Source organism: Methylomonas sp. DH-1, assembly GCF_046097555.1.
Classification (GTDB): Bacteria; Pseudomonadota; Gammaproteobacteria; order Methylococcales; family Methylomonadaceae; genus Methylomonas; species Methylomonas koyamae.
Map to the genome: position 1 here is coordinate 1,983,175 of NZ_CP143089.1, position 23,540 is coordinate 2,006,714.

Genomic DNA, 23,540 nt, shown 5'->3' on the forward strand with positions numbered 1-23,540 from the left:
CGGTGGCAGGCTCATGGCTGCCGCAGCAAGCGTTCGCATTGTACCGGTAACGGTGGCGCCGGTTGCGGCGCGCTTTTGGCGGGTGCCTTGGCTTCGTCGGAAAACCACCAGGCCAGGCTGGCGTCGCAACCGTCTCCGGCCGGCAGCGGTTCTTGCGCTTGGCACAGGCCGTTATGCGGCGGACATTTCAAGCGGACGTGGAAATGGTCGTCGTGCTTCCACCACGGCCGGATTTTGCGCAGCCAATCGGACGCGCCGGCCGATTTGCGGTTGCACAGCTCCTGTTTGATGCTGGGGTTGACGAATATCCGGTCCACTTCCGGCTGCCGGGCCGCGGCTTCCAATATTCTGGCGTGCGCTGCGGTCCATTGCCGGCGATCGACCGCATCGGCGCGGCTGTCGACCACGGAGGGTGCATTCCAGGTTTCCCGTTCCGCCTCGCTCAAGATGCGGGTTTCGGCCGGCTGCAGCAGCAAAAACCAGATGTCGACGTCCAGGCCGGTTTGATGGCTGCGGTGTCCGCTCGGTGTCGGGCCGCCGCGGGGTTGGCCGAGATCGCCGACCAGTAAGGAACCGAGGCGTTCCCGCTCGGCCGCCAGACCAAGCTGCTGGATGAAGCCGATCAACGCCGGGTGGCCGTAATAGCGTTTGCGCGACAGGCGCATGACCTGGTAACCGGGGCCTTGCAGCGGCAGCGTCGCCGCGCCGGCAATGCAGCCGCCGTTATAGGTACCGATGCTTTGCCCGCCGTCGGCATCGGTGCTGGGGCCGGAAACCGCCGCCCATGCGGCAGCGGCTGATCCGGCTTGGGCAGGGTAAATCGGGAAGAGCAGGCCAAGGCAAAACAACACGCGGCCAAAGCGGAAGCGGAGCAAAATTGGACGTTTCATGGGCGGTATCAATACGTGGGGAATATCGTTTTCGGCGCGGTGCGGCAGCAAAGCCCCGCTGAGGCGTTTCGTTACATGATAAATCGGCCGAGATCGCCTTTGCACGGCAGCGATGGTCCGATTGTGGTCGGGATTGCCGCGCTTCGCCAGGCGACAGGCCGCTCTGGCTCGGACGACAACATCAGGTAACGTAACGTGCAGCATTTTCTGCTCGGTTCAGGCACGTTTCCGGGCCGCCAAGGCGTGCTCGCCCAGGGCTTGCAGATTTTCCAAACCGCGGATTTCGCAACGCCCGCCGCGGGCAGTGTAATCGGTGCGGTAACTATCGATGAATTCCATCACGGTGTGGTCGATCAGTTCGGCGCCGCTTAAATCGAAGATCACGGTTTTTCCGTCGCCGAGTGTCGCCAATTGGCTTTTTAAGGCCAGAAAATTGGAAAACAATGCGGAGCCGTCGACCTTGACCGTCCATTGGTCGGCGCTGTCCGCCCGCAGATGGTAAGACAGGCTGAGCATTTGGGCCAGCGGTACGCCCCGGCCCAAATGCAGCAGTATTTTTGCGCCGATCCCGATCAGCACGCCGGACAGCAGATTGCCGGCCAGGATCGCGACGATCGTGATCAGGAACAAGGCCAATTGCTCCTTGCCCAGATCCATGCTTTTGGCGAACACCTTGGGCGAGGCCAAGCGGTAACCGGTGTAGACCAACAGCGCCGCCAGCGATGCCAACGGTATCGCCGCGATCCAATGCGGGAACAGCACGACGAATAGCAACAAAAAGCCGCCGTGAAAGAAATTGGCCCAACTGCTGCGGGCGCCGGCATCGATATTGGCCGAGCTTCTGACGATTTCGGCAATCATCGGCAAGCCGCCCAGCATGCCGGACACCGCGTTGCCGACGCCTATCGCCGTCAGCTCCCGGTTCAGGTCGGAATAGCGCCGGGCCGGGTCGAGTTTGTCGACCGCCGCCGCGCTGAGCAGGCTTTCCAGGCTGCCGATCAGGCAAATGGCGATAACGCTCTCCCAGAACGGCCAACTCGCCAGTTTGCCGAAATCGGGCAATTGCAGGCTGTCGGCCAGGCCGGCCGGAATCGCGACCAGAAAATTGGCTGCGAAATCGAGTCCGGACGGCAACACGAAAGCGTATTCCAGGTGCGGACGGTCAAGTCCGAACAGTTTGCCCATCAGTACGCCGATGCCGATCACGACGATGGGAGCCGGAATGCGGCGCAACAGCGGATGCCGCAGATAAGGCCAGGCCAGCAACGTAACGATGCCGGCCAGGCCGATCAATCCGGTCGTCGGTACGAAATAGGTTAAGGTCTGCGGTAATTGCGCTATCGCCGCCGGCAAGCCGTTGCCGTGTAGCTGCAACCCGGCGATCACCGGCAATTGCTTGACGATGATGATGATGCCGATTGCGGCGAGCATGCCGTGCGCTACCGAGGCCGGAAAGAAACCGGCCAGACGGCCGGCTTTGAAATAGCCCAATACAATTTGCAGCAGGCCGGCGACGACAATCGCAGCCAGCGTATAACGGTAACCGGCCCAGGCGTCGCCGTCGCCCAAGGCTTGCACCGCATTGAATATCACGACGATCAAGCCGGCCGCCGGCCCGGTTACGGTGAGTTGGGAGCCGTTGATGCGCGACACCAGCAGGCCGCCGACGATTGCGGAAATGATGCCCGACATCGGCGGAAAACCGGAGGCCGTGGCGATGCCGAGGCACAACGGCAGCGCAATCAGAAACACGGAGAAACCGGCATAAAGGTCGCCGAGCCGTTTTTCGCCACTGGAGCCGTGTCCGGAAAGATTTGCTGGGTTAGTTCGGTTTGGCATGAGTGCTCCGGAATAGAGGGTTGCGAGCCAGCCCCGCTGCGATACGGTCCGGCGGTTGCAACCGGTCGCACCTGCGCTGGGCGGATAGTGGCGGCATGATAACCGGTTTTCGCCGAAACCAAGCCGGCTTAGCCAATCCGATTTGCCGAGTACGGCCGCTGCCGTTGCGTCGGCGGCGGCGAAAAATAAAAAACGGGCTAAAACAGACCGTTCGGGTAAAATGCGCCCTCCATTTTAGGCCCGCGCGACTCGCGCTGCCGGCCGTTTCCACTCTCAATTTCCGCTGAATTTAACTTTTAATGAACATGCGCCTTATTGCCGGGATATTTTTTGTAATCGCCTGCTGGATTGCCGGGCCGTTGCAGGCTGCCGATTCCGCGAGTTCCAGTTTTATCGTGCTGAATTACCACGATATTTTGGAGGAGGAAGAAAGGGTCCCGCCGTTCGACCGGATGGCGGTGAATAAGGAGCATCTGAACGACCATTTTGCCTGGTTGAAAAGCAACGGCTACCGCGTCATTTCGATTCAGGATTTGCTCGACGCGATGCAAGGCAAAAAGCCGTTGCCGAACAAAGCCGTCATCCTGACCTTCGACGACGGCTACCAAAGTTTTTATACCCGGGCGATGCCGCTGCTGAAAAAGTACAAATACCCGGCCACGCTGGCCGTGGTCGGCAGTTGGCTGGAACAGCATAACCACGCGGGTACTAACAAGCCGTTGATGACGCCGGCGCAGATTCGCGAGGTTGCCGCCAGCGGCCTGGTCGAAATCGCCTCGCACAGCTTTAACGCTCACCACGGCATCGTCGCCAATCCGCAGGGCAACGAACAAAGCGCGATCACGACCCGGCTTTACAGCAGCGAATACGAGGAATACGAAAAAGACGAGGAGTACCGGAAGCGGATTTTTCAGGAACTGGAGAAAAGCTCCGAGCAATTGCTGCAAATGCTGGGCAAGCGGCCGCGGGTGATGGTCTGGCCTTACGGCGAATATAACGCGATTGCGTTGGAAGCGGCGAAAAACGCCGGCATGCCGTTGACGATGGGCCTTAACGACGGCGCCAACACACTGGCCGACGCGGCGGTGATGAAGCGCATGATCATGACCGACGACCCTACTGCCGAGCGCTTTGCCACCATCGTCACCAAATTGCGCACCGGCCGCGAGTTGCGGGTGGCCCATGTCGACATGGACTATATCTACGACGAAGACGAGGAGCAAACCGAGAAAAACCTGTCCGCCGTGGTGGAGAGGATCAAGGCCAGCGGCGCCAATACCGTCTATCTGCAAGCTTTTTCCGATCCGGATGGCGACGGCAACGCCGACAAGTTGTATTTTCCTAACCGACATCTGCCGATGCGGCGGGATTTGTTCAACTACGTTTCGCTGCGGCTGAGAAAGGGCGCCGATGTCAAAGTCTACGCCTGGATGCCGATGATGGCCTACAAAGCCGATGTACCGCTGAAATGGTACGTCAAAGAATGGCGCGACGGCGAGCCGCAGTTGTCCCGCCACGTCTACACCCGTTTGTCGCCGTTCAATCCGGAGGCCCGCCAGTTCGTCGGCGAGATCTACGAGGATCTGGCGAAATCTTGCGATTTCAACGGCATCCTGTTTCACGACGACGGTATCTTGTCGGACTTCGAGGACGTGTCGCCGCTGGCGATGGAATTTACCCACAAAGTCTGGGGCTTGCCGGCCGAATTCGACGCGATTCATTCGTCCAGCGAGTTGCGCCTGCGCTGGGCCCAGTATAAAACCGAGCTGATGGGGCAGTTCACCGACTATTTGACCAATAAAGTCCGCTTTTACCGGCCTTATATCAAAACCGCACGCAATTTCTATTCGCTGCCGCTATTGAAGCCCTACAGCGAAGAATGGTACGCGCAGTCCTTGCCGACATTCTTGAAACATTACGACTACGTGGCGGTGGAAGCGATGCCGTTTATGGAGGACGCGGAGAACCCCAAGCAATGGCTGGCCGAATTGGTCGAAAAAACCGCGCAAACTCCCGGAGCCCTGGACAAAATGGTATTCGAGTTACAGGCGGTAAACTGGAAAACCCAGCAGGATATTCCGATGCCGATATTTACCGAACAGTTCCAATTGCTGAAGAAACTCGGTGCCAAGCATATCGGCTATTACCCGGATAACGTGTTTCACGACCAACCCAAGCTGGCCGAGTTGAAGAAATACTTTCCGGTAGAAATCAAGGATTAAACCGGACATGGAACAGCTACTCTCGCAACCTTGGATGCAGCATTTAATCGACTTGTGGCTGATCGGCCGGGAGCGCTTGGAAGAGGTGCCCTGGTGGCAATTGAACGAGTGGCTGTCGCGCTTCGTGTTTTATTATCCGTTGCTGATGGCTTACGTCTGGATGCTGGGCGGCATCCTCTATTACATTCGCTGGGAACGTAACCGCGGCAACGTGTTGTCGGACTTGCCGGTGCTGGCGGAATATCCGCCGGTGTCGATACTGATCCCGTGTTACAACGAGGGCGAAAACGTTCGCGAAACCATCGAATATTTGTTGCACCAGCAATATCCGAACTACGAAATTATCGCCGTCAACGACGGCAGTAAAGACAACACGCTGGAAATCCTGCACGAACTGGCCGACCGACACAGCCAAATCCGCGTCGTCAATCTGGCCAGCAACCAAGGCAAGGCGGTCGGTTTGCGCACCGCGGCACTGTTGGCGAATAGCGAGATTCTGATCGGCATCGACGGCGACGCGTTGTTGGCGCCGAACGCAACGGCGTGGATCGTCAAACATTTTCTGGAAGATCCGCATGTCGGTGCCGTGACCGGCAATCCGCGCATCCGCAACCGTTCCACGTTGCTGGGCAAGATCCAGGTCGGCGAGTTTTCCGCCATCGTCGGCATGATCAAACGCGCCCAGCGCGCTTACGGTCACGTGTTCACGATATCCGGCGTCATTGCCGGTTTCCGTAAAACCGCTTTGCACGACGTGGGTTACTGGAGCCCGGATATGGTCACCGAGGACATCGATATCAGTTGGAAAATGCAACTGGCCGGGTGGGCGATCCGTTTCGAGCCGAATGCGCTGTGCTGGGTGTTGATGCCGGAAACGCTGAACGGCTTATGGAAACAACGTAGCCGCTGGGCGCAGGGCGGGGTCGAAGTGCTGTTACGCTATTTCCGGCCGCTGTTGCGTTGGCGCTCGCGCGGCTTGTGGCCGTTGTATCTGGAATGCTGCATCAGCCTGAGCTGGGCGTTTTTAGTGGTGGCGATGTTGGCCTCGGTGCCGCTGGAATGGTTCAGTAGCGAACCGCAGGAAGCGTTGGAAGATTTATCGCCGCACTGGACCAGCATGTTGCTGTGCGTGACCTGTTTGGTGCAGTTTGCGGTCAGTCTGACGATAGACTCGGTTTACGAAAAGAAAAGCGGCGGCTCGGCCCAGCATTATTATTGGATGATCTGGTATCCGATCGTGTACTGGTTGATCAACGTCGGCACTACCATCAACGGCTGCATCAAGGCTCTGCGCAAAAAACGCGGCCAGCGCGCGGTTTGGGTGACTTTGGACAGGGGCTTGCGGCAAAAATGAAAGAAATCATTATCAACCAACCGCATTTGCAAAGCTTTCAGCAGAAATGCGGTTCGGCGTTCATGGCGCTGGTCAGTTGGCTACTGTGGCTGTATTTTTTGTGGCCGTTGTTGACATTGGCCGGCTGGCTGATGGGGCTGAAAAGCCTATCGGACGAGATTCGCTGGTTCGGCGGTTACAAGACCTTACTGGAGTTATTGGCGTTGTACGGCGAGATCGTGCTGGCGATCGCTTTGTTATGGCTGGGCTGGACTTTGTTGCTGTCTTGGCGCCATGCCGTCGTCGCCCCGAAACGCACCGCGCCGGTCACCGACCAGCAACTGGCCGTAGCGTTTAAAGTCGACTTGGCCGGATTACGTCAAGCCCGGACCGGTAAAAAATTGACGGTTCATTTCGACGAACAAGCCGGGATCACCGCCATTCGCCACGACTGAAGCGGTTGCCATTTCGCAACTGCGTTTTTAGCGCGGTTGGTGTTAAACTGAATGGAGCGTACTTAAGGACTTAGGATTATGCAACTGGCGATTACGGTGTTGGGCGAGAAGTCCAACGGTTTTCTTGGGGAAATTTTGTCGGCGTTGAGCGCCTGCCAATGTAACGTGCTGGAGCTGCGTACCTCCAATTTGACCGAGCTTACCGCCGCCTATCTGCTGATAGACGGCAATTGGAACCATATCGCCAAGCTGGAAGGCATGCTGGATGCGATTAAAATTCGCCTGGAAATCCAGATGAGCTTCCTGCGGCCGAGCCAGGAACCGCAAGCGATCGAAGGTGTGCCGTATACGCTGGAAACCATCTCCGTCGACAAGAACGACATCCTGTTTGCCGTGACCTCCTTCCTATTGGACCGGGGCATCTGTATCGAGGAAGTCTCCGCCAGCCGTCACAGCGCGGCTTTTTTCAATACTTCGGTATTTTCCACCAAATTCATCCTGTTGGTGCCGCCAGCGGTGCGGATTCTGTCTTTGCGCGAAGAGTTTCTGGATTTTTGCGACAGCTTGAATATAGACGCCATTCTCGAACCTGTTAAAAGGTGATTTCATGACAGCCATAGCCATCGGCGATACCGTTCCCGATTTCGAAGTAGCCGCTACCGGCGGTAAAGCCGTCAAGCTCAGCGATTATCGCGGCAAAAAAGTCGTGCTTTATTTTTACCCCAAAGACAATACGCCGGGCTGCACCCAGGAAGGCCAAGCCTTCCGCGACAATATCGACCGATTCGCAGCGTTGAATGTCGTGGTGTTGGGGGTATCGCGCGACAGCGTCAAAGTCCATGAAGGCTTTAAATGCAAGCAAGCGTTTCCGTTCGATTTGCTATCCGACCAGGACGAAAACCTGTGCCGTTTATTCGATGTGATCAAAATGAAGAATATGTACGGCAAACAGGTGCAAGGGATCGAACGCAGCACGTTTCTGATCGACGAGAACGGCGTTCTCGCCAAAGAATGGCGTAAGGTGCAGGTCAAAGTCCACGTAGCTGAGGTGCTGGATTTTCTGCAAGCGCTCTGACCTCGGCTGCCGGGCCTTGCAGGCCCGAGCGCCGCGATTTTTTCCGCTACGGGCGGCGGTCGCAGCCGGCTTTTTTGCCTAACGCAGGTGCTGCCGGTTTTTTACTTTTCGATACTGCGGCCTTAAACCCTTCATTCCGCTCAGGATTGTGAAGTCCTGCTTATTTGGGCGATAATGCCCAGGCTAATTAATCATTTGGACGACGATTATGAACGAAATGCTGTCTTCGGGTATTGAATTAATGCTAATCGGCATGGGGATGGTTTACGCTTTTTTGGCTATGCTGGTGGTTGCGATCAATACCATGAGCAACCTGGTCCGGCGCTATTTTCCCGAAGTCCCGTCCAAATTTCCCGAGCAGCCGGTCGTCGCCGGTAACGATAAAGCGGTGGTTGCCGCGATAACCGCCGCAGTTCTGCAATACCGCAAAAAGCATAAAAACGGATAGTTACCCACAAGGTAAGGTCTGGTACGACCCAAAAAAGTCATTAGGAGAGTAAAGAGTGGAAAAGGTAAACAAGCCCCTGGGAATTACTGAGGTGGTATTACGCGACGCCCATCAGTCAATTCTGGCGACCAGGCTGCGTATCGAAGACATGTTGCCGATTTGCGGGCAACTCGACCAGATCGGTTATTGGTCTATCGAATCCTGGGGTGGCGCGACCTTCGACGCTTGCATTCGCTATTTGGGCGAGGACCCGTGGGAAAGATTGCGCTTGCTGAAGAAAGCCATGCCCAACACGCCGCAGCAAATGCTGTTCCGCGGCCAAAATATCCTGGGTTACCGCCATTACGCCGACGACGTGGTCGACAAATTCGTCGAGCGTTGCGTGGTCAACGGTATTGACGTATTCCGAATTTTCGATGCGATGAACGATATGCGCAATATCGAAAGAGCCATCAAGGCGGTGCTGAATACCGATGCCCATGCCCAAGGTACCATTTCGTACACTACCAGCCCGGTACATACCACCAAGAAGTGGGTGGAGCAGGGCAAGCTGATTGAGGACCTGGGTGCGCATTCGATCTGCATCAAAGACATGGCCGGCTTGCTGACCCCTTACGACGCCTACGATCTGATCGGTAAATTGAAGAAGGCTGTCGCGATTCCGGTCCATCTGCATTGCCATGCCACCACCGGCTTGAGCGTTGCTACTTGTATCAAAGCCATCGAAGCCGGCGTCGATAATATCGATACCGCGATCTCTTCGTTGAGTATGACTTACGGCCACACCCCGACCGAAACCATCGTCGCGGCATTGGCCGGCCAAAAGCGCGATACCGGTCTGGATTTGGCCAGACTGGAGAAAGTCGCCGCTTATTTTCGCGAGGTGCGGAAGAAATATGCGCAGTTCGAAGGTAGCTTGAAAGGCGTGGATAGCCGGATCTTGGTATCGCAAGTACCGGGCGGAATGCTGACCAATATGGAAAGCCAATTGAAGGAGCAGGGTGCGGCCGACCGTTTCGACGCGGTACTGCAGGAAATTCCATTGGTGCGCAAAGACTTGGGCTACATCCCGCTGGTGACGCCGACGTCGCAAATTGTCGGTACCCAGGCGGTATTGAATGTTTTGGCCGGCGAGCGTTACAAAACGATCAGCAAAGAGACTGCCGGCGTGCTGCGCGGCGAGTACGGCGCAACTCCGGCACCTGTCGATAAAGAATTACAGGCGCGAGTATTGAACGGTGCCGAGCCTATCAGTTGCCGTCCGGCGGATTTGTTGGAGCCGGAAATGAGCAAATTGGTGGCCGAAGTCCAGGCCAAAGCCCAGGCCGACGGCGTCAAGCTGGCCGATAACGTTGAAGAAGACGCGCTGATCGACGGGCTGTTCGCGCAAGTGGGTTGGAAATTCATCCAAAACCGGGGCAATCCTGCCTCATTCGAGCCGGCACCGGGTCTGGAACCCGCCCCCGTTTCGGTACCGGCTGCCGTTAAAACCGCGGTCGAGGCCGAAACCTACACCGTGAATGTGGACGGCAAAAATTACCACGTCGCAATCGCGCCGGGCAACGGCGAAATAGTGGTGGAACCGTCCTCGGCATCGGAAAACGGTCCGATGCTGGCTTCGACAGCCCCCATCGTCAGCGGCAGCGGCGTGGTCGAATCGCCATTGGCCGGCGTAGTATTGAAAGTGAACGTCAACGTCGGTTCCCATCTTTCCGAAGGCGACGTCGTGTTAATCATGGAAGCGATGAAAATGGAAACCGAGATTCGGGCCAAAGTCGCCGGTATCGTCAGCGCGGTCAACGTGCGCCAAGGCGATTCAGTTGCGGTAGGCGACGTTCTGGTCACGTTGTAACCGCCTCATAGTTGGTTTGCTCCGGTTGCCCCAGCGCGGTAGCCGGATAGCCAAACTAAACTCGACCGCATGCCTTAGCCTTGTTGCCAGCCAACCCAATCGAATAAATCAAGCCATGGAAAATCTCAGACTATTGTGGGAAAGCACCGGTATTTACAACATTACCCAGCCGCAAATCATCATGATGGCGGTCGGGTTTGTGTTGTTGTATCTGGCGATCAGAAAAGGCTTCGAGCCGCTATTGTTGTTGCCTATCGGTTTCGGCGCCGTACTGAGCAATATTCCGGTTGCCGGGATGATAGACGAAGGCGGCATCCTTTATTACATGTATGGCGGCATCAAGGCCGGCGTATTTCCGTTGTTGATTTTCATGGGCGTCGGGGCGATGACCGATTTCGGGCCTATGCTGGCCAATCCGAAAACGCTGTTTCTCGGTGCAGCCGCCCAATTCGGCATCTTCGCCACGCTGTTCGGCGCGCTGGCCTTGAATGCCGTGCCGGGCATGGCGTTCAGCTTGAAAGAAGCGGCGGCGATTGCGATCATCGGCGGTGCCGACGGCCCGACCGCGATTTACGTCGCCTCCAAGCTGGCGCCCGAATTATTGGGTGCCATTGCCGTCGCTGCGTATTCTTATATGGCGCTGGTGCCACTGATCCAGCCACCGATCATGCGGGCGTTGACCAGCGAGGACGAGCGTCGCATTGAGATGCAGCAACTGCGGACAGTCGGCAAGGCCGAGAAAGTGGTATTTCCGTTGATGCTGTTGATGTTGACTGCGTTATTATTGCCATCGGCGGCGCCGCTGGTCGGTATGTTTTGCCTGGGTAACTTGATGAATGCGACCGGGGTGGTGGATCGTTTAAGCAAGACCGCGCAGAACGAGTTGATCAACATCGTCACCATATTTCTCGGGTTGTCGGTCGGATCCAAACTTAGCGCCGAGGCGTTTTTGAAAGTGCAAACCTTGGGTATTCTCGGCCTTGGTGCGGTCGCATTCGCCATCGGTACTGCCAGCGGCGTCATCATGGCTAAAATCATGAACCGGTTCAGCTCGACGCCGATCAACCCGTTAATCGGTGCGGCGGGGGTTTCCGCGGTACCGATGGCGGCTCGCGTCGCCAACAAAATCGGTCTGGAAAGCAATCCGCACAACTTCCTGTTGATGCACGCGATGGGACCGAACGTAGCCGGCGTGATCGGCTCGGCGGTAGCGGCAGGGGTGTTGTTGAGTTTGGTGCATTAGCGCCAAAACTCTGTATGAGTGCTCAGTCAGCCAAGGACCAGCCGATTAAGGTACTTTGGCTCACATCAAGTTATCCTCGCAGTAAAGACGACAGTGCATCGGTTTTCCTGCGCTATTTAGCCGAAGCATTGGTAAAACAAAAAATTAATCTGCAGATCCTTTCTCCGGATCATCCGGATGTTCAAACAACTACGCAGCCCAACGGTATAGTCCTTCACCATTTTCGCTATTTTTGGCCGCGTAAACGGCAAATGTTAGCCTACGGTTCCGGGATTTTACCCAACTTGCATGCCGCGCCATGGTTGCTATTTCAGATCCCTTTTTTCATTCTATCCATGTTTATTACTGCGGCGTGGATTATGCTGGTTCAGCAGCCATCATTGATACACGCTCACTGGATTTTTCCGCAGGGCACGGTGGCTGTAGTGTTAGGCAAATTGTTCAAAACTCCCGTGATTGTTACCGCTCATGGAGGGGATGCATTTGCGCTAAAGGGAAGTCTGCTTGGAAGCATCAAACGTTGGACAATCAAAAATTGCGAGGTGTGGACCAGCAATACAAAGGCGACAGCCGCTGCCGTTGGGTCCGATTTGCCAAAATCGCATATCATTCCGATGGGTATCGACTGCAAAAAGTTTGCCGCCGGTAACGGCAACGCGTTGCTTAATGGGCGGGATTCGCAAAAGCTAATATTATTGTTCGTCGGGCGTTTGGTTGAAAAAAAAGGTGTGGTGGATTTATTAAAAGCCTACGCCTTGCTTTCAGAGATATTACGGGAACAAACCGAGTTATGGATTATTGGCGATGGAACTGAACGTAAAAAACTCGAAACTTTGGCAATGGGCATTCAAACTGCAAATCCGATCCGTTTTTGGGGACGTATACCAAACCAGCAATTACCTGAATATTACGCTGCTGCCGATATTTTCATCGCTCCATCCATTACCGATAAGCAAGGTGACACTGAAGGTCAAGGAGTAATGCTCTTGGAAGCGATGGCAAGCCGCTTACCGATAATTACAACTAATGTGGGCGGAATTAGCTCTGTCATAGCTCATGGAGAAACTGGACTCCTGATAAATCCAGGAAAACCTAGTGAAATTGTCGCCGCCATTGAACAACTACTTAACGATAAGAAATTACGAGAGACCTTGGGCAAAAAGGCATTCAAAGCCGCACAAGATTATGACTGGCTAACAATATCTGATAAATTCATTAATTTATACGGAGAGTCAAATTCGGTACGAGACAAATGAGTTTTGAAGTTAAAGAAAGTATCGAAGCTGAGATAGCTTGCGTAATAGTTACATACAATCCAGATAGGAATATATTTTATTCCATGATTTTACAATTGTTGAAGTCGGCTGTATCAATTTATATTATTGACAATTGGCATTCCAATGATTCGACTAGTTATGTAAGGGAGTTGTCTAAGCGGTATTCTGATAAGATTAAATTGATTTGTTTGGAAAAAAACTATGGTATTGCGAAAGCGTTAAATATCGGCGTCAATCAAGCGATGGAGGATAATCATAAATATGCGCTTTTGTTAGATCAAGATAGTATTCCTCAGGATGGTTTGCTTGAGGAAGTGTTAGACGCAGCAAATATGCTTTCGAAGATTGAGCCGCAAACGGTTGCGATCGGTCCACGCTTGTATGACCCGAGATCAAATAGTTATGTCAAGTTTGCCTCGCTTAAATGGGGTGTTTGGAAAAAAGTTGGGTGTGGAAGTAACGGCGAAAATCTCATTAAATGTGAATTTCTTAATTCGTCAGGCAGTCTTATTTTTTTGAGGCACTGGGAAGCTGTAGGTCCTTTTCGCGAAGATTTTTTTATAGATCACGTGGAAACAGACTGGTATATGAGAGCCAGATATTTAGGTCTTAAATGCTATGGGTTGTGTAGTAAGCGTCATCTTATACACTATATGGGAGACAGTGTGTGTCGTTATTGGTTATTCGGCTGGATGTACATGCCGCGTAGATCCCCGGAACGCCACTATACGATAGTACGGAACGCGATTCGACTATCTAAATCAAAATATACGCCCATTTTATGGGGGGTTAATGCGGCATTAAAGATTATATTTACTTTTTTTTATTTTTCGACTTTTGATAGAGATAGGAGAAATCAAAGATGTAGTATTATAAATGGGATTCGTGATGGACTTTTGTCTGGGGATTGATGGTTGGAGTTTGGTGTCTATACAGGTTTTTATGTTATAAAAACTTAAAATCTTACCTGATTACCCATAACAGGTTGGTGAAAAACCATGTTCTGGTCACTAATTCAGATGGATCGGGCCTTTATTTAGTATAAAGATCAGCCTGTCGACACTAAATATAGACTCTATTGGTTGTAAAAAAGAGTTTTTCACCAACCTGATAAGCCCCAGCCAATTTGAGCAAGCGGCCCGGCATAGGCGGCGTATTCGCCGCAGCGATGAGGAACCGGGGCATGATGGTTTTCAGATCGAATCTGTGGTTAAAGCGATAACAAAACTCGGCCAGATAGCGAGGCAAATGGTTGGAGTTGATGGCATGGTAAGCGCCGTTGATTGAGCGCTTCACATTGCCGATCATGGTGTTGACCCAGGCGAATTCTTCTTTAGTCACGCTGTTCGGGCCACCGCCGGTAACGATGCTGTAATGGTGACAGCCGTGATCGAGCACGGCGGAAAAACAGGCTAGACCGTCGGAATACGCCAGGCTACCCGGCTCAAGATGTTTGCCGGCCCAGCGTTTGATTTCGCTGTTGCGGAAGCCTTTGACGACATTCAAATTCATCGCGATGGGATGGTGTTCCTTGTTTAGCGCCACTGCCGCGACAAATGGTGTCTTGTTTTGGGAGCCTCGACCGCGTTTTCCACCCCGATGCTCGCCGCCCCAATAGACGTCATCGAGTTGAATGATGCCGGTCAGCGGTGTACGTTCATCCCGCTCTTGCATGGCCTGCATGATCTTGCGCTTGAGACCCCAGGCGCTGTTGTAGGACACACCAATTTGCCGCTTCAAGGCCAAGGCGGACAAACAGGTTTTGGCTTGCGTCAGTAAATGGATAGCCAGAAACCACACCGTAAGCGGTAGCTTAGTTTGTTCGAACAACGTCCCGCTGATCAACGATGTTTGGCGGCGGCAGGTCGTGCATTGATACAAGTGGCGGGTCTTGATCACGCTATAACGGCGACCACCGCAGCCAGGGCATTGAAAGCCGGACGGCCAGCGAGCCTGAACAGCGCTTCGGCGCACTGGATTTCGCTTCATGAAGTCCGTCAAACTGAAGCCTTTTTGAAATTGGATCGGATTCTTTTTCATGGCACGGTAATCCCCCCTGAAAAAAGCATCCTGTAAAAGTAGAATTTTCTCGTAACAGACGGAGGAAGTTTTACATGAAGACCTCAAGATTTAGAGGCAGCCAGATTCTGGGGATTTTGAAACAAGCCGAAGCCGGTGCACCGGTGCCGGAGATCTGCCGTGAACACGGCATTAGTTCAGCTACGTTTTACAAATGGCGTTCCAAATATGGCGGTATGGATGCGTCCTTGATGGTTCGCCTGAAAGAACTGGAAGACGAAAACCGGCGGCTGAAGAAAATGTATGCCGAAGAACGGCTGAAAGCCGAAATCATCAAGGAGGCGCTGGAAAAAAAGGCCTAACGCCATCTTGCCGACGCGAGATGCCGCAGAACCTGCTCCAGGCCAAGCGGGCCAGTGTACGACTGGTCTGTCTGGCCTTAGGCATCAGCCCAAGCGGTTATCGCTATCAGTCAAAGCTCTCGACCGAAAACGCCGAAATTGCCGACTGGCTGCGACGCCTGACCGCCACGCACCGTACCTGGGGATTTGGATTATGTTTTTTATATTTGCGCAACGTAAAGGCTTTTGCTGGAATCGCAAACGGGTCTATCGGATTTACCGGGAACTGGAGCTCAACCTGCGCATCAAGCCCAAGAAGCGCTTGGTACGGGAAACCCCGCAACCCTTGACGGTCCCGGATCACATCCATGCCGTGTGGTCGATGGATTTCATGCATGATCAACTGGCTGACGGAAGGGCTTTCCGTTTGCTCAACGTCATCGATGACTTTAATCGGGAAGGCTTAGGGATTGAAGCGGATTTCTCCTTACCGGCTCTGCGGGTCACCCGAACCTTGGATCGCATCATCGAGTATCCATAGGGCATAAATGGCGGGGAAAACCCGGTGTCATTCGCTGTGATAATGGACCGGAATACATCAGCGAAACGTTAAAATCTTGGGCTGAACGACACGGTGTTCGGATCGACTATTCCAACCGGGGAACCCTCAACAGAATGCCTATGTGGAGCGCTATAACCGAACCGTGCGCTACGAAAGGATCGCCCAATACCTATTTGAATCGATCCGGCAGGTTCAAGATTTTGCTGAACGCTGGTTATGGACCTACAATCATGAACGCCCTAACATGGCCATCGGCGGTATAACACCCAAACAAAAATTGGCTCTTGCCGCTTAACCTCTACTTTTAGGATCAACTAAAAATGGGGGGATTACCGCACGATCTCCTGTCAATTCATGGCTTTCATTGGACTAGTCACTTACTCGTAAGTTGCTGAGAGTCGTGGGTAATCAGGAAATCTTATTAATATTAGTGCGTGGCGGATGTTTATCCAGAGAGTGCATAGTGTTAATAATATAAGATTTTTAACTAATGGTTTTTTTATATATTTAATAATCTCTGGATGGTCGCCAACAGCTTTGTTCCAGATTGATTTAGTCTTGTTATTGCTTTTTTTGGCTAAACACTGTGCGCGCTTTGCTCTGATGACAAGTAATGAGTTGATATAGCTTGATAAATAGATGCGGTCTAAAAATTTCAAGAAGTTCTTATAATGCGCGTTATTTTTAATAATCAACAGCATTAAGATATATTCAATATCGCGAGAGCGAAATAAGTTTTCTTTTGTATTACGATATGTTTCTGAGTTGGCGTGCACGCGGAAATATATATACGCTTTGTTGCTGTAAGCAAGTCCCTCATTGAGAGTTGTCCGTGCGTAAAATTCGTAGTCAAGCAGTTGGGTTAAATTCGGGTTGAATCCACCGTACTTGTCGATGATTGTTTTTTTAATTAAAAAGCAAGATGGTTCGCCAAGGAAGTTGCCTAATAAGTACTTGGTAAAAAAATCAGACACACGTGTTTGTGGTATTTTTTCAAAATTGTTGGTGAAGATTTTGTTTATAAGTTCAATATGCTTATACGATATTATTTTTCTCAGTGGCGGGTTATCAAAAAATAAGTAACTTTTATTTCCACAGATTATTTGTGAGTCTGTTTTTTTTGCGGTATTGAATAATTCCTCTATACATTTTTTATCTAAAATATCGTCTTGAAAAACAAACTTTATCCAATCTCCATTTGCAAGAGAGATGCATTTTTCACAGTTTGCGTGAAGCCCAATATTTGAATCATTTTTGTGTTTAATGGTTTTATAAATATCACTATTGAATTTATTTATAATAATGCTACTGTTGTCGGTAGAGTTGTCGTCGACAATGATTATCTCAATATTAGTATAGCTCTGTCTTGAAATTGAATCTAATGTTTCCTGGAGGAACTTTGCTCCGTTATACACGGGAATGCATATGGAAATAATTGGCTGTATAAGCATGGTTATGGTGGTCTATTTCTAATCTTTAGTAGTATTTTATAGCTTTGAAAACAGATGTAAGCGACTAGCAAAAAGTTAACGTGTATTGTGAGCCAAACCCATGACCAATTTCGTCAATGGCTTGCTCAAGTTCGTCCGGCGTAAATGTTTTGAAAGGTAGCCATTCATATTTCATCTTATGCCAGAGCAATTCAATCCGATTCAGTTCGGGACTGTAGGGCGGCAGGAAATAAAATCGCATGCCTTTTTCTTCTAATAAATCCCAATGGGGCTTCAGTTTCTTGGCGGTATGAATCGACGCATTATCCAGTATCACCACCAAGGGTTTGCTGATACGTTCGATCAAAGCCATCAGAAAACCAAAGAACCAGAGTCCATTTACGCTATGCCATAGTTTAGCCAGCATTAAGCTGCCCGATGACAGCATAGCTCCAATCACATTCATGCGTTGAGCTCGCTTTGCGGTGACGGTATGTACCTCGCCACTTTTCGTCCAAGCTGAGCGATTCGGCGGTTGTGGTGCAAACCCGGCTTCATCCACATAGGCCAGTTCAATTTCGCCTGCTTCGGCTTGCTTGATCAGCTCTGCGATGTCTCGCTGTGCTTGCTCAAAGCGCTCGGGATCGCGCTTTTTTTAAACTGTATCGGGTGCGCTTCCACACGTAGCCCATGCGTTTTAGCTCATTGCGCAAGGTGCTAGCGCTAATCGCTACTCCGCATTCCGTCGTTAGACGACTGACCAATACCCGGCAGGTCAGAGGTTCCGCACCAATCCATTCTTTCAATTGGCTTCGATGCGCGTCTGTCAACTTACTCGGCGCACCACTGCGCGGCTGATCCGGCAAACTGTTCAGTCCTGTTTTCCACCACTTCCGGCGCCGCTCGCGAATCGCTTCCGGCTTCACGCCTTGACGCTCTGCAATAGCGACAACGGTTTGCCCCTCCGATAACATCAAAATGGTTTGTGCGCGCTCCCGCTCTCGCCAATCTCTGCCTTTCTTAACGATTTGCTGTAGTTGCTCTCGTTCACCTTCGCTTAATTCTATGGGTTCTGCCCGCATTCCCTCGCTACCGCCATCGTTTCTGAAATCTCGCTATTTTACTGCATGGCGATTTGTTGTTAAGCGCTTATTGTTACATAAATCGTATGTTAATAAATACATTATAATCTGTAAAAACTCACATAAGTTTGTAAGAGGTTGGAGATGATTGTGGTGTTTAAAAGCAATCAATTAATAATAAATTAGCTTTAAATTATTCAAAACTTATTAAATACCCTTAATATTCTATCGGTTATGCTGTATACGCTACTTAAGAAAGTATATTTAGGTGGGGTTTGTGAAAAATTCCTAACTGATTTTTTGTGACCTAACTTGTTTTGAATTGATAATAAATATTTGTCCGCACAATTAGTGATTGAATATTTTTCAAGCACTTCTTTTTGCGCGTTTTTTATTATTTCATTTGCTTTTTCTTGGTTGTTGAATAGGTTGGCTATTGCAAAAAACCATGATTCTGGGTTGTTTTGTGCTAATAATCCATTTTTTTTATCAATAATGCATGAGTTATATGGGGCAATATCGCTATAAACGCCTGGGATTCCTGCTGCGGAATATTCAAGCCATTTAATATTGCTTTTGCATTGATTGAATTTGTTATTTATTAGGGGGGTTAGTGCTATATTTATATTCAGACTTTTTAATTGCGCGGCATAAGTGTTATAGTTTGGTTCAAATTTGACAATGCTAACTGATTTGTGTCTAATAAAATCCTTGATAGTATCTCCAAAAAAAATAATACGAACTTGGTCATTATATGATTTTAGTATCTCTAAAATGGGTTCTCTAATAATAGTCCAATCATTTTGATGGGTAGATGTTCCAGATATTAATATGTTGAACTTATCGCCGCGTGGCCTAGCAGTGTTAAAAAATAAATTGTAATTTACGAGATTTTGATTTACAAGTATTGGGCGATTCGTGTGCGGGGTTAGCTCATTTTTTAATGATATTGTTGAAACAGTGACCAAGTCAACTTCTTTTATAACCCATTTGATATAAGGTGAAATCTTTTTATAATAAAAGAATCGTTCGTGACTTGGTTGAACATCAAGAAGTAAGTCGTCGATGTCGTATATGATGGGAATATCTAGCTTTAATAAAATTGATAATATTTCAGATGTTTTTTTGCTTGGAAATTCTCTTTGAATAACAATTAGGTCAGCATTTTTTGTCGTGTTGATGTCAAATATTTTATTTAAGCAGTCTCTTTCAGTGTTCCAAATTATTTTCCAATTACAAGCCAACATTGGTTGTAAAAGTCTAATAACAGAGCATGCGTGAGTGGTGGTGTTTTTTGAATAAACTGCAACTATTGGATTTTTTTTTAATTGAATTTCTTTTTTCACGCTACGTTGTTGAGTCTCTTGTAAGAAATTATAAATTAGATGTCAATAAAATATTTATGCTACTTTTTCAATATATTTTGGTGCTAACGTAATGCTGTGACATTTATGCTAATCGTTTAAATTTGGGGTGCCGTAATTTTTGGCGGAATATTTATCGGATATGGCTTCAAAAATAATCCACAAATTAATGTCGCAGATGTTTTTTTTCTTCCTCGTTCGATATCTTATCTAGAAATTACTAGGCTTGAAAAAAGAGCTACTGAAAGTGATTCTCTTAATTCGTCGTCCCTGAAAAAGCCGAAATTGTTCAGAGACGACCGCTCTCATGCGAACGATAAAAAATGCTCGACTGATGAAGTCATCCCAAGTCGTGACAGTAGCGCCCAAAAACGAGACCAAAAAATCCTCAACCGCCTGAGGATCAAACGGATGTTATGGCCGGCACCGCACAGGATGGCATGCAACGCATCGCCCAGTTCGCCTTTCAGGTAGTTGCGCCCCAATAATCCGTCGTTCTTTAGGTGGCCGATGATCGGTTCGATAGCGTTGCGACGTTTGAGTGCGCGTTTGAGTCGTCGTGTATCCACGCCGCGTTTTTGCCGGGCTTTGTAAATCGTGACCCCGGGCAGCTCGACGCCACGATAACCCAAGTCGACAAACGCTTCTTTGGCGCGCGTACCGCTCAGTATTTCTGCCTGTTCCAGACAGGATTCCAGGGTGTGTCCATCATAGGGATTACCAGGAAAGCTACGAGCGCCCAGTACGAAATTGCTTTTATTGGTAACCGTGATACCCACTTTGACGCCGAATTCATATTTCTTGTGGACTTTGCCTTTGGCAATGCATTCCACTTCCGGGGCGTGAAAACTGTACAGTTTGTTTTTATCCTGGGGTTGCTGATTCAGAATCCGTTGGGTCTTCTCCAGGGTCTCTTTGAACGCACCTTTGACGGCGTCGGATTGATTGTCCAATTGACGTTCAATATCTCGATACACTCGGCCGACCAAAGTCTTTAACTGCTTGAGCATTTTGCGTTTGCGCTTCATTTGCTTGGCATGACTGTACCGGTTCGCCATTAGCAGCAAATACGGAGCTTTACGGTTGTAGTTCTGCCGTAGCGAAATCTCATGCTGCTCAGCCAAGCGGACCAGGTGCTGGCGACAGCGTTCGTACAACTTCCCATCGGTCGGATACGTGATGGCTTTCTCTTGCACCGTGCTATCGACCGTCACCGATTCAAAATCCTGCTTGTTCACGGTCTTGCTATCTACGCCAGCCTGAATCGTCACCGATAACATCCATTCACAACCGGCTTCGCCAATCCGTTTCCGCCAATAGGTCAGTGATGTGGGGTGGCAAGGCATCTGGTGTTGGAAATACGCTTCGCCGCAAAAGTATTGCCAGTACGGATTTTCCAGCCATTGCGCGACCACCGCTTCATCGGAGCGTGCGAAGGCATGTTTGAGGTAATGAAGTCCCGCTATCAGTCGCGTGGGCAAGGCAGGCGCACCTTGATTCTCGGTAAAGAACTCGCCAAAGGCATCATCCAGGACTTTCCAATCGATCAGATTAGCCAGTTGGTAAAGCTCGTGTTTTGGGTTTAACAGGTCGGCTAGCGGTGTGTTGAATAGATCGATTTGACCACTCGTTTCTTGGGATTTTGGCTTCATTTTGAATAAAAATTTGCAAGAAATTAATAGCTATTTTACCCCTTTCTTGCAATTATTGCCCGCTTCTTAATTAGATTACTTATTTTATTTCAATGTGTTAGTGGAAATTTTAGGGCTTTTCAGGGGCAACTAATTATTTAAATGTGTATATTGAGTTGTTAATTAGCTCCTTCGATATTTTTTTTGCGACAATCAAAAGGTGTATAGGGGGGATTATTTCTAAGGCTATGATTTGAAGGTTCATATAATCCACAAGTTTGGCTATTAGCTCTGTGTCAAATACATGATGGTGGAAACAGCGGTTCTCAAAATTTTGCAGGGAGCGAGACTTAAAAGAGTCGAAATCGCCGGCGGCATGGTCAAGCTCTAAGTCATGAAGCGCAAGGATTTCAGGCATATGCGTGAGATCATCTTCTCTGATGTTGGTGATGAAATCAGATATAAGATGCTCCATCGTTGTTATTGGTCGCCGATGATCAAAAGTGTGATCTTTGCGTGGAAGAAAGATAATCAGTAATCCGTTTTCCTTTAGTAGTCTAGTCCATTCTGATAGGGCCAGTATAGGGTTTGCACAATGTTCGAGTACATGTGATGACAATATAAAATCATAAGAGTCTGATTCAATGACGTCTAAATCAGTTGCCTCGGAAAAAAATTGTCGGCCAGGTGCTTTTTTAAGGTTAAAGAAAAATGTTTGTCCATCTTTAATATTTCCTTCCCAGATAGTTTTGCTTCTAAAATTACAATTATCAATTCTGTCAGCAATTTGATAAACAGGAAAAATCCCATTTTTCATAAAAACAGCGCTTGGTCCTCCAATTTCAAAGCCGATTTTTTCTTTCAGAAAATATTTTAAGTGCGAAAAAGATTTTGCCTGATGCGGGTTTCTTCTAATAATATAAAAAAATATAAATTTTATTAGTTCCGATGGTCCTTTTTTATATAAAATAGCAACTGCTTTTTTTATCATGTAGTTATATGGTTTAGTAAATTCTGAAAAATGCATTTAATTCTTGTTGCTAAATATGTCAACAGAGAATTGTAATTACAATATGATATATTGCTCCAGCACTTAATGAGCTTCAGTTTGTTACTTAATGAAAGTTTTGATAGTAAGTCATAATCTATAATTATTCTTCCAGAGTCTTTCCAGAGTCTTTCATGGAAAAAAGGCACGTAGTTCATGGATGCTAAGTAGTCGGGGATAAGAAATGTTTCTTTTTTCATTGACAAGGTTAATCTATTTGAGCAGTTTTCTATTGATTGTTCGGTTATTATATTTTTGCGAACGTTAATCAAATTGTTTTTTATTAAGTCTTTGTTGTTTATGTAATCAACCAAAGAGTTAATTATTTCTGATGTTGAATTAGATCGTAGTAAGTCAGCATATGAAGAGCCTGCTAGTAGATTTAGTCCGAATGAGGGGATATTTAGCATAATGGATTCAACAAATGCAGTGCCGTTTCCTTGTGGGAAGCTATCAATATAGCAATCTGACTCAGAAAGTAGTTCAATAAATTTCTTGTGATGCTGCAAGCCTAAAAATTCGACGTTATCTAAATTTTCAGCTTTTAATTCTTTCCAGTAGTACTCTCGGCCAGTGGGGCCGCAAAGTGAAAACTTAACTTTGTCGCGTAGAAAATCATTTTCGTAAACCTGGTTTATAAAGTCTGGTACGCTATAACTTCCCCAAGGCTTAAACTTATTGCTATTTCCTGCCATGAAAATATGGACTTTCTTGTTATTTTTATGGCTATTATTAATGATATTTATTTCTGGTGCCGGAATTCCTACATAACTTTGTTTATGTTTGATTTCACGCATTTCACCCAACATCCAACCATATTTGCTGATTTCAAATATTCTTTCTGCTGCACCATACCCAAAGCTAAACATGTGATCTGCGTGGTTATACATAAATAGCTTTACATCCAGCTTTGCCAAAAGTATTCCTGCTATTGTGCTAAGAATATCGTCTGGGTGGATGTGCAATATAACGCTCTTAAATTTTAGCCCAATATCCAATATTTTTGAAATTGTGGCTAACCCGGTTGGCTGTTTAACTCCATTAAAAAGTTTTACATTCGTTGGTAGCTCATTTATAACATCAATAGGTAACGGATCAAGACTGGCTATCCCATCCCCTGTTCCAGCATTTAAAAATCTTTCAACTACTCGTGTATGCCCGCCAGAAGCATAGCCAGTCGTCACCAGGTGAAGAATATCATAATCAGCTTGATGCCTACGATTTATCAGTAATTCGGAAAAATATTCGCTTAGTTGAAATTCGAATTCGTTATCAGATAATATTCCAATATAATTAGCCGAAAGAGTTTTGCCATAACTATTCGCAACTAATAATGCAGTCTCAATATCTGTTTTAGCCAAATCTAATGAAAGAGCTCTTAAATTATCAACAATATTTTTTGCTAACCCAGCTATATTCATAGATCAAG

20 protein-coding genes and 1 pseudogene are annotated in these 23,540 nt (G+C 49.0%); 11 read left to right on the forward strand and 10 right to left on the reverse strand.

Annotated elements, in window-relative coordinates:
• Positions 1-11 precede the first annotated feature (11 nt).
• Together mepA and VXJ35_RS09360 are read right to left on the reverse strand one after the other, a co-directional pair.
• The gene (gene mepA / locus VXJ35_RS09355; RefSeq protein ID WP_082881079.1) at positions 12-890 is read right to left on the reverse strand and encodes a penicillin-insensitive murein endopeptidase; all 879 of its coding nucleotides are present in this window, start codon (positions 888-890) and stop codon (positions 12-14) included.
• Between the two features lie 216 nt (positions 891-1,106).
• On the reverse strand, positions 1,107-2,729 hold the full coding sequence (locus VXJ35_RS09360) for a SulP family inorganic anion transporter (protein WP_064021330.1): 1,623 nt from the start codon (positions 2,727-2,729) through the stop codon (positions 1,107-1,109).
• Positions 2,730-3,028: 299 nt separating this feature from the next.
• Here VXJ35_RS09360 and pgaB point away from each other — a divergent pair, with 299 nt between their 5' ends.
• The 10 genes from pgaB (at position 3,029) to VXJ35_RS09410 (ending at position 13,545) form a co-directional block, all read left to right on the forward strand.
• Complete coding sequence (gene pgaB / locus VXJ35_RS09365) at positions 3,029-4,951, forward strand: poly-beta-1,6-N-acetyl-D-glucosamine N-deacetylase PgaB (protein ID WP_064021331.1); 1,923 nt, start codon at positions 3,029-3,031, stop codon at positions 4,949-4,951.
• A gap of 7 nt (positions 4,952-4,958) precedes the next feature.
• Positions 4,959-6,305, forward strand: a complete 1,347-nt coding sequence (gene pgaC, locus VXJ35_RS09370) for a poly-beta-1,6-N-acetyl-D-glucosamine synthase (protein WP_082880862.1) — start codon at positions 4,959-4,961, stop codon at positions 6,303-6,305.
• Complete coding sequence (pgaD, locus tag VXJ35_RS09375; protein WP_064021332.1) at positions 6,302-6,739, forward strand: poly-beta-1,6-N-acetyl-D-glucosamine biosynthesis protein PgaD; 438 nt, start codon at positions 6,302-6,304, stop codon at positions 6,737-6,739. Before pgaC ends, pgaD begins: the two co-directional genes overlap by 4 nt.
• A gap of 78 nt (positions 6,740-6,817) precedes the next feature.
• On the forward strand, positions 6,818-7,342 hold the full coding sequence (locus VXJ35_RS09380) for a glycine cleavage system protein R (protein ID WP_054759098.1): 525 nt from the start codon (positions 6,818-6,820) through the stop codon (positions 7,340-7,342).
• Between the two features lie 4 nt (positions 7,343-7,346).
• Positions 7,347-7,814 carry a peroxiredoxin gene (locus VXJ35_RS09385; protein ID WP_064021333.1) on the forward strand — a complete coding sequence of 156 codons (468 nt, stop codon included), beginning with the start codon at positions 7,347-7,349 and terminating at the stop codon, positions 7,812-7,814.
• A 208-nt stretch (positions 7,815-8,022) separates the two neighbouring features.
• Positions 8,023-8,262, forward strand: coding sequence for an OadG family protein (locus VXJ35_RS09390; protein WP_054759093.1), 240 nt, complete (start codon positions 8,023-8,025; stop codon positions 8,260-8,262).
• A 55-nt stretch (positions 8,263-8,317) separates the two neighbouring features.
• Positions 8,318-10,114 carry a sodium-extruding oxaloacetate decarboxylase subunit alpha gene (gene oadA / locus VXJ35_RS09395; RefSeq protein WP_064021334.1) on the forward strand — a complete coding sequence of 599 codons (1,797 nt, stop codon included), beginning with the start codon at positions 8,318-8,320 and terminating at the stop codon, positions 10,112-10,114.
• Positions 10,115-10,229: 115 nt separating this feature from the next.
• Entirely contained in the window at positions 10,230-11,357 is a 1,128-nt protein-coding gene (locus VXJ35_RS09400; RefSeq protein ID WP_064021335.1) for a sodium ion-translocating decarboxylase subunit beta, read from the forward strand.
• A 14-nt stretch (positions 11,358-11,371) separates the two neighbouring features.
• Complete coding sequence (locus VXJ35_RS09405; RefSeq protein WP_064021336.1) at positions 11,372-12,613, forward strand: glycosyltransferase; 1,242 nt, start codon at positions 11,372-11,374, stop codon at positions 12,611-12,613.
• A complete protein-coding gene (locus VXJ35_RS09410) occupies positions 12,610-13,545 on the forward strand; it encodes a glycosyltransferase family 2 protein (protein ID WP_064021337.1) in 936 nt (311 codons plus the stop codon). The genes VXJ35_RS09405 and VXJ35_RS09410 overlap by 4 nt, the downstream gene beginning before the upstream one ends.
• Before the next feature lie 151 nt (positions 13,546-13,696).
• Here the strand turns inward: VXJ35_RS09410 and VXJ35_RS09415 are convergent, their stop codons facing one another.
• Complete coding sequence (locus VXJ35_RS09415; protein WP_064021338.1) at positions 13,697-14,674, reverse strand: IS1595 family transposase; 978 nt, start codon at positions 14,672-14,674, stop codon at positions 13,697-13,699.
• A 74-nt stretch (positions 14,675-14,748) separates the two neighbouring features.
• Between VXJ35_RS09415 and VXJ35_RS09420 the strand changes: the two are divergent.
• Positions 14,749-15,851: pseudogene (locus tag VXJ35_RS09420) on the forward strand (IS3 family transposase).
• Positions 15,852-15,933: 82 nt separating this feature from the next.
• Here the strand turns inward: VXJ35_RS09420 and VXJ35_RS09425 are convergent.
• From VXJ35_RS09425 to VXJ35_RS09455, 7 genes are all read right to left on the reverse strand, one after another.
• Positions 15,934-17,007 carry a glycosyltransferase gene (locus VXJ35_RS09425; protein WP_064021340.1) on the reverse strand — a complete coding sequence of 358 codons (1,074 nt, stop codon included), beginning with the start codon at positions 17,005-17,007 and terminating at the stop codon, positions 15,934-15,936.
• A gap of 64 nt (positions 17,008-17,071) precedes the next feature.
• Positions 17,072-17,599 carry an IS630 family transposase gene (locus tag VXJ35_RS09430; protein WP_157198128.1) on the reverse strand — a complete coding sequence of 176 codons (528 nt, stop codon included), beginning with the start codon at positions 17,597-17,599 and terminating at the stop codon, positions 17,072-17,074.
• A 16-nt stretch (positions 17,600-17,615) separates the two neighbouring features.
• Positions 17,616-18,068 carry a helix-turn-helix domain-containing protein gene (locus tag VXJ35_RS09435; RefSeq protein ID WP_064021341.1) on the reverse strand — a complete coding sequence of 151 codons (453 nt, stop codon included), beginning with the start codon at positions 18,066-18,068 and terminating at the stop codon, positions 17,616-17,618.
• A gap of 197 nt (positions 18,069-18,265) precedes the next feature.
• Positions 18,266-19,414 (reverse strand): glycosyltransferase, encoded by a 1,149-nt coding sequence (locus VXJ35_RS09440; RefSeq protein ID WP_157198129.1) that lies wholly within the window; start codon positions 19,412-19,414, stop codon positions 18,266-18,268.
• 323 nt (positions 19,415-19,737) lie between these two features.
• Entirely contained in the window at positions 19,738-21,084 is a 1,347-nt protein-coding gene (locus tag VXJ35_RS09445) for an IS5 family transposase (RefSeq protein ID WP_064020771.1), read from the reverse strand.
• A 133-nt stretch (positions 21,085-21,217) separates the two neighbouring features.
• A complete protein-coding gene (locus VXJ35_RS09450) occupies positions 21,218-22,054 on the reverse strand; it encodes a methyltransferase domain-containing protein (RefSeq protein WP_064021343.1) in 837 nt (278 codons plus the stop codon).
• Positions 22,051-23,532, reverse strand: a complete 1,482-nt coding sequence (locus VXJ35_RS09455; RefSeq protein WP_157198130.1) for a glycosyltransferase — start codon at positions 23,530-23,532, stop codon at positions 22,051-22,053. Before VXJ35_RS09455 ends, VXJ35_RS09450 begins: the two co-directional genes overlap by 4 nt.
• Between the last annotated feature and the right edge of the window lie 8 nt (positions 23,533-23,540).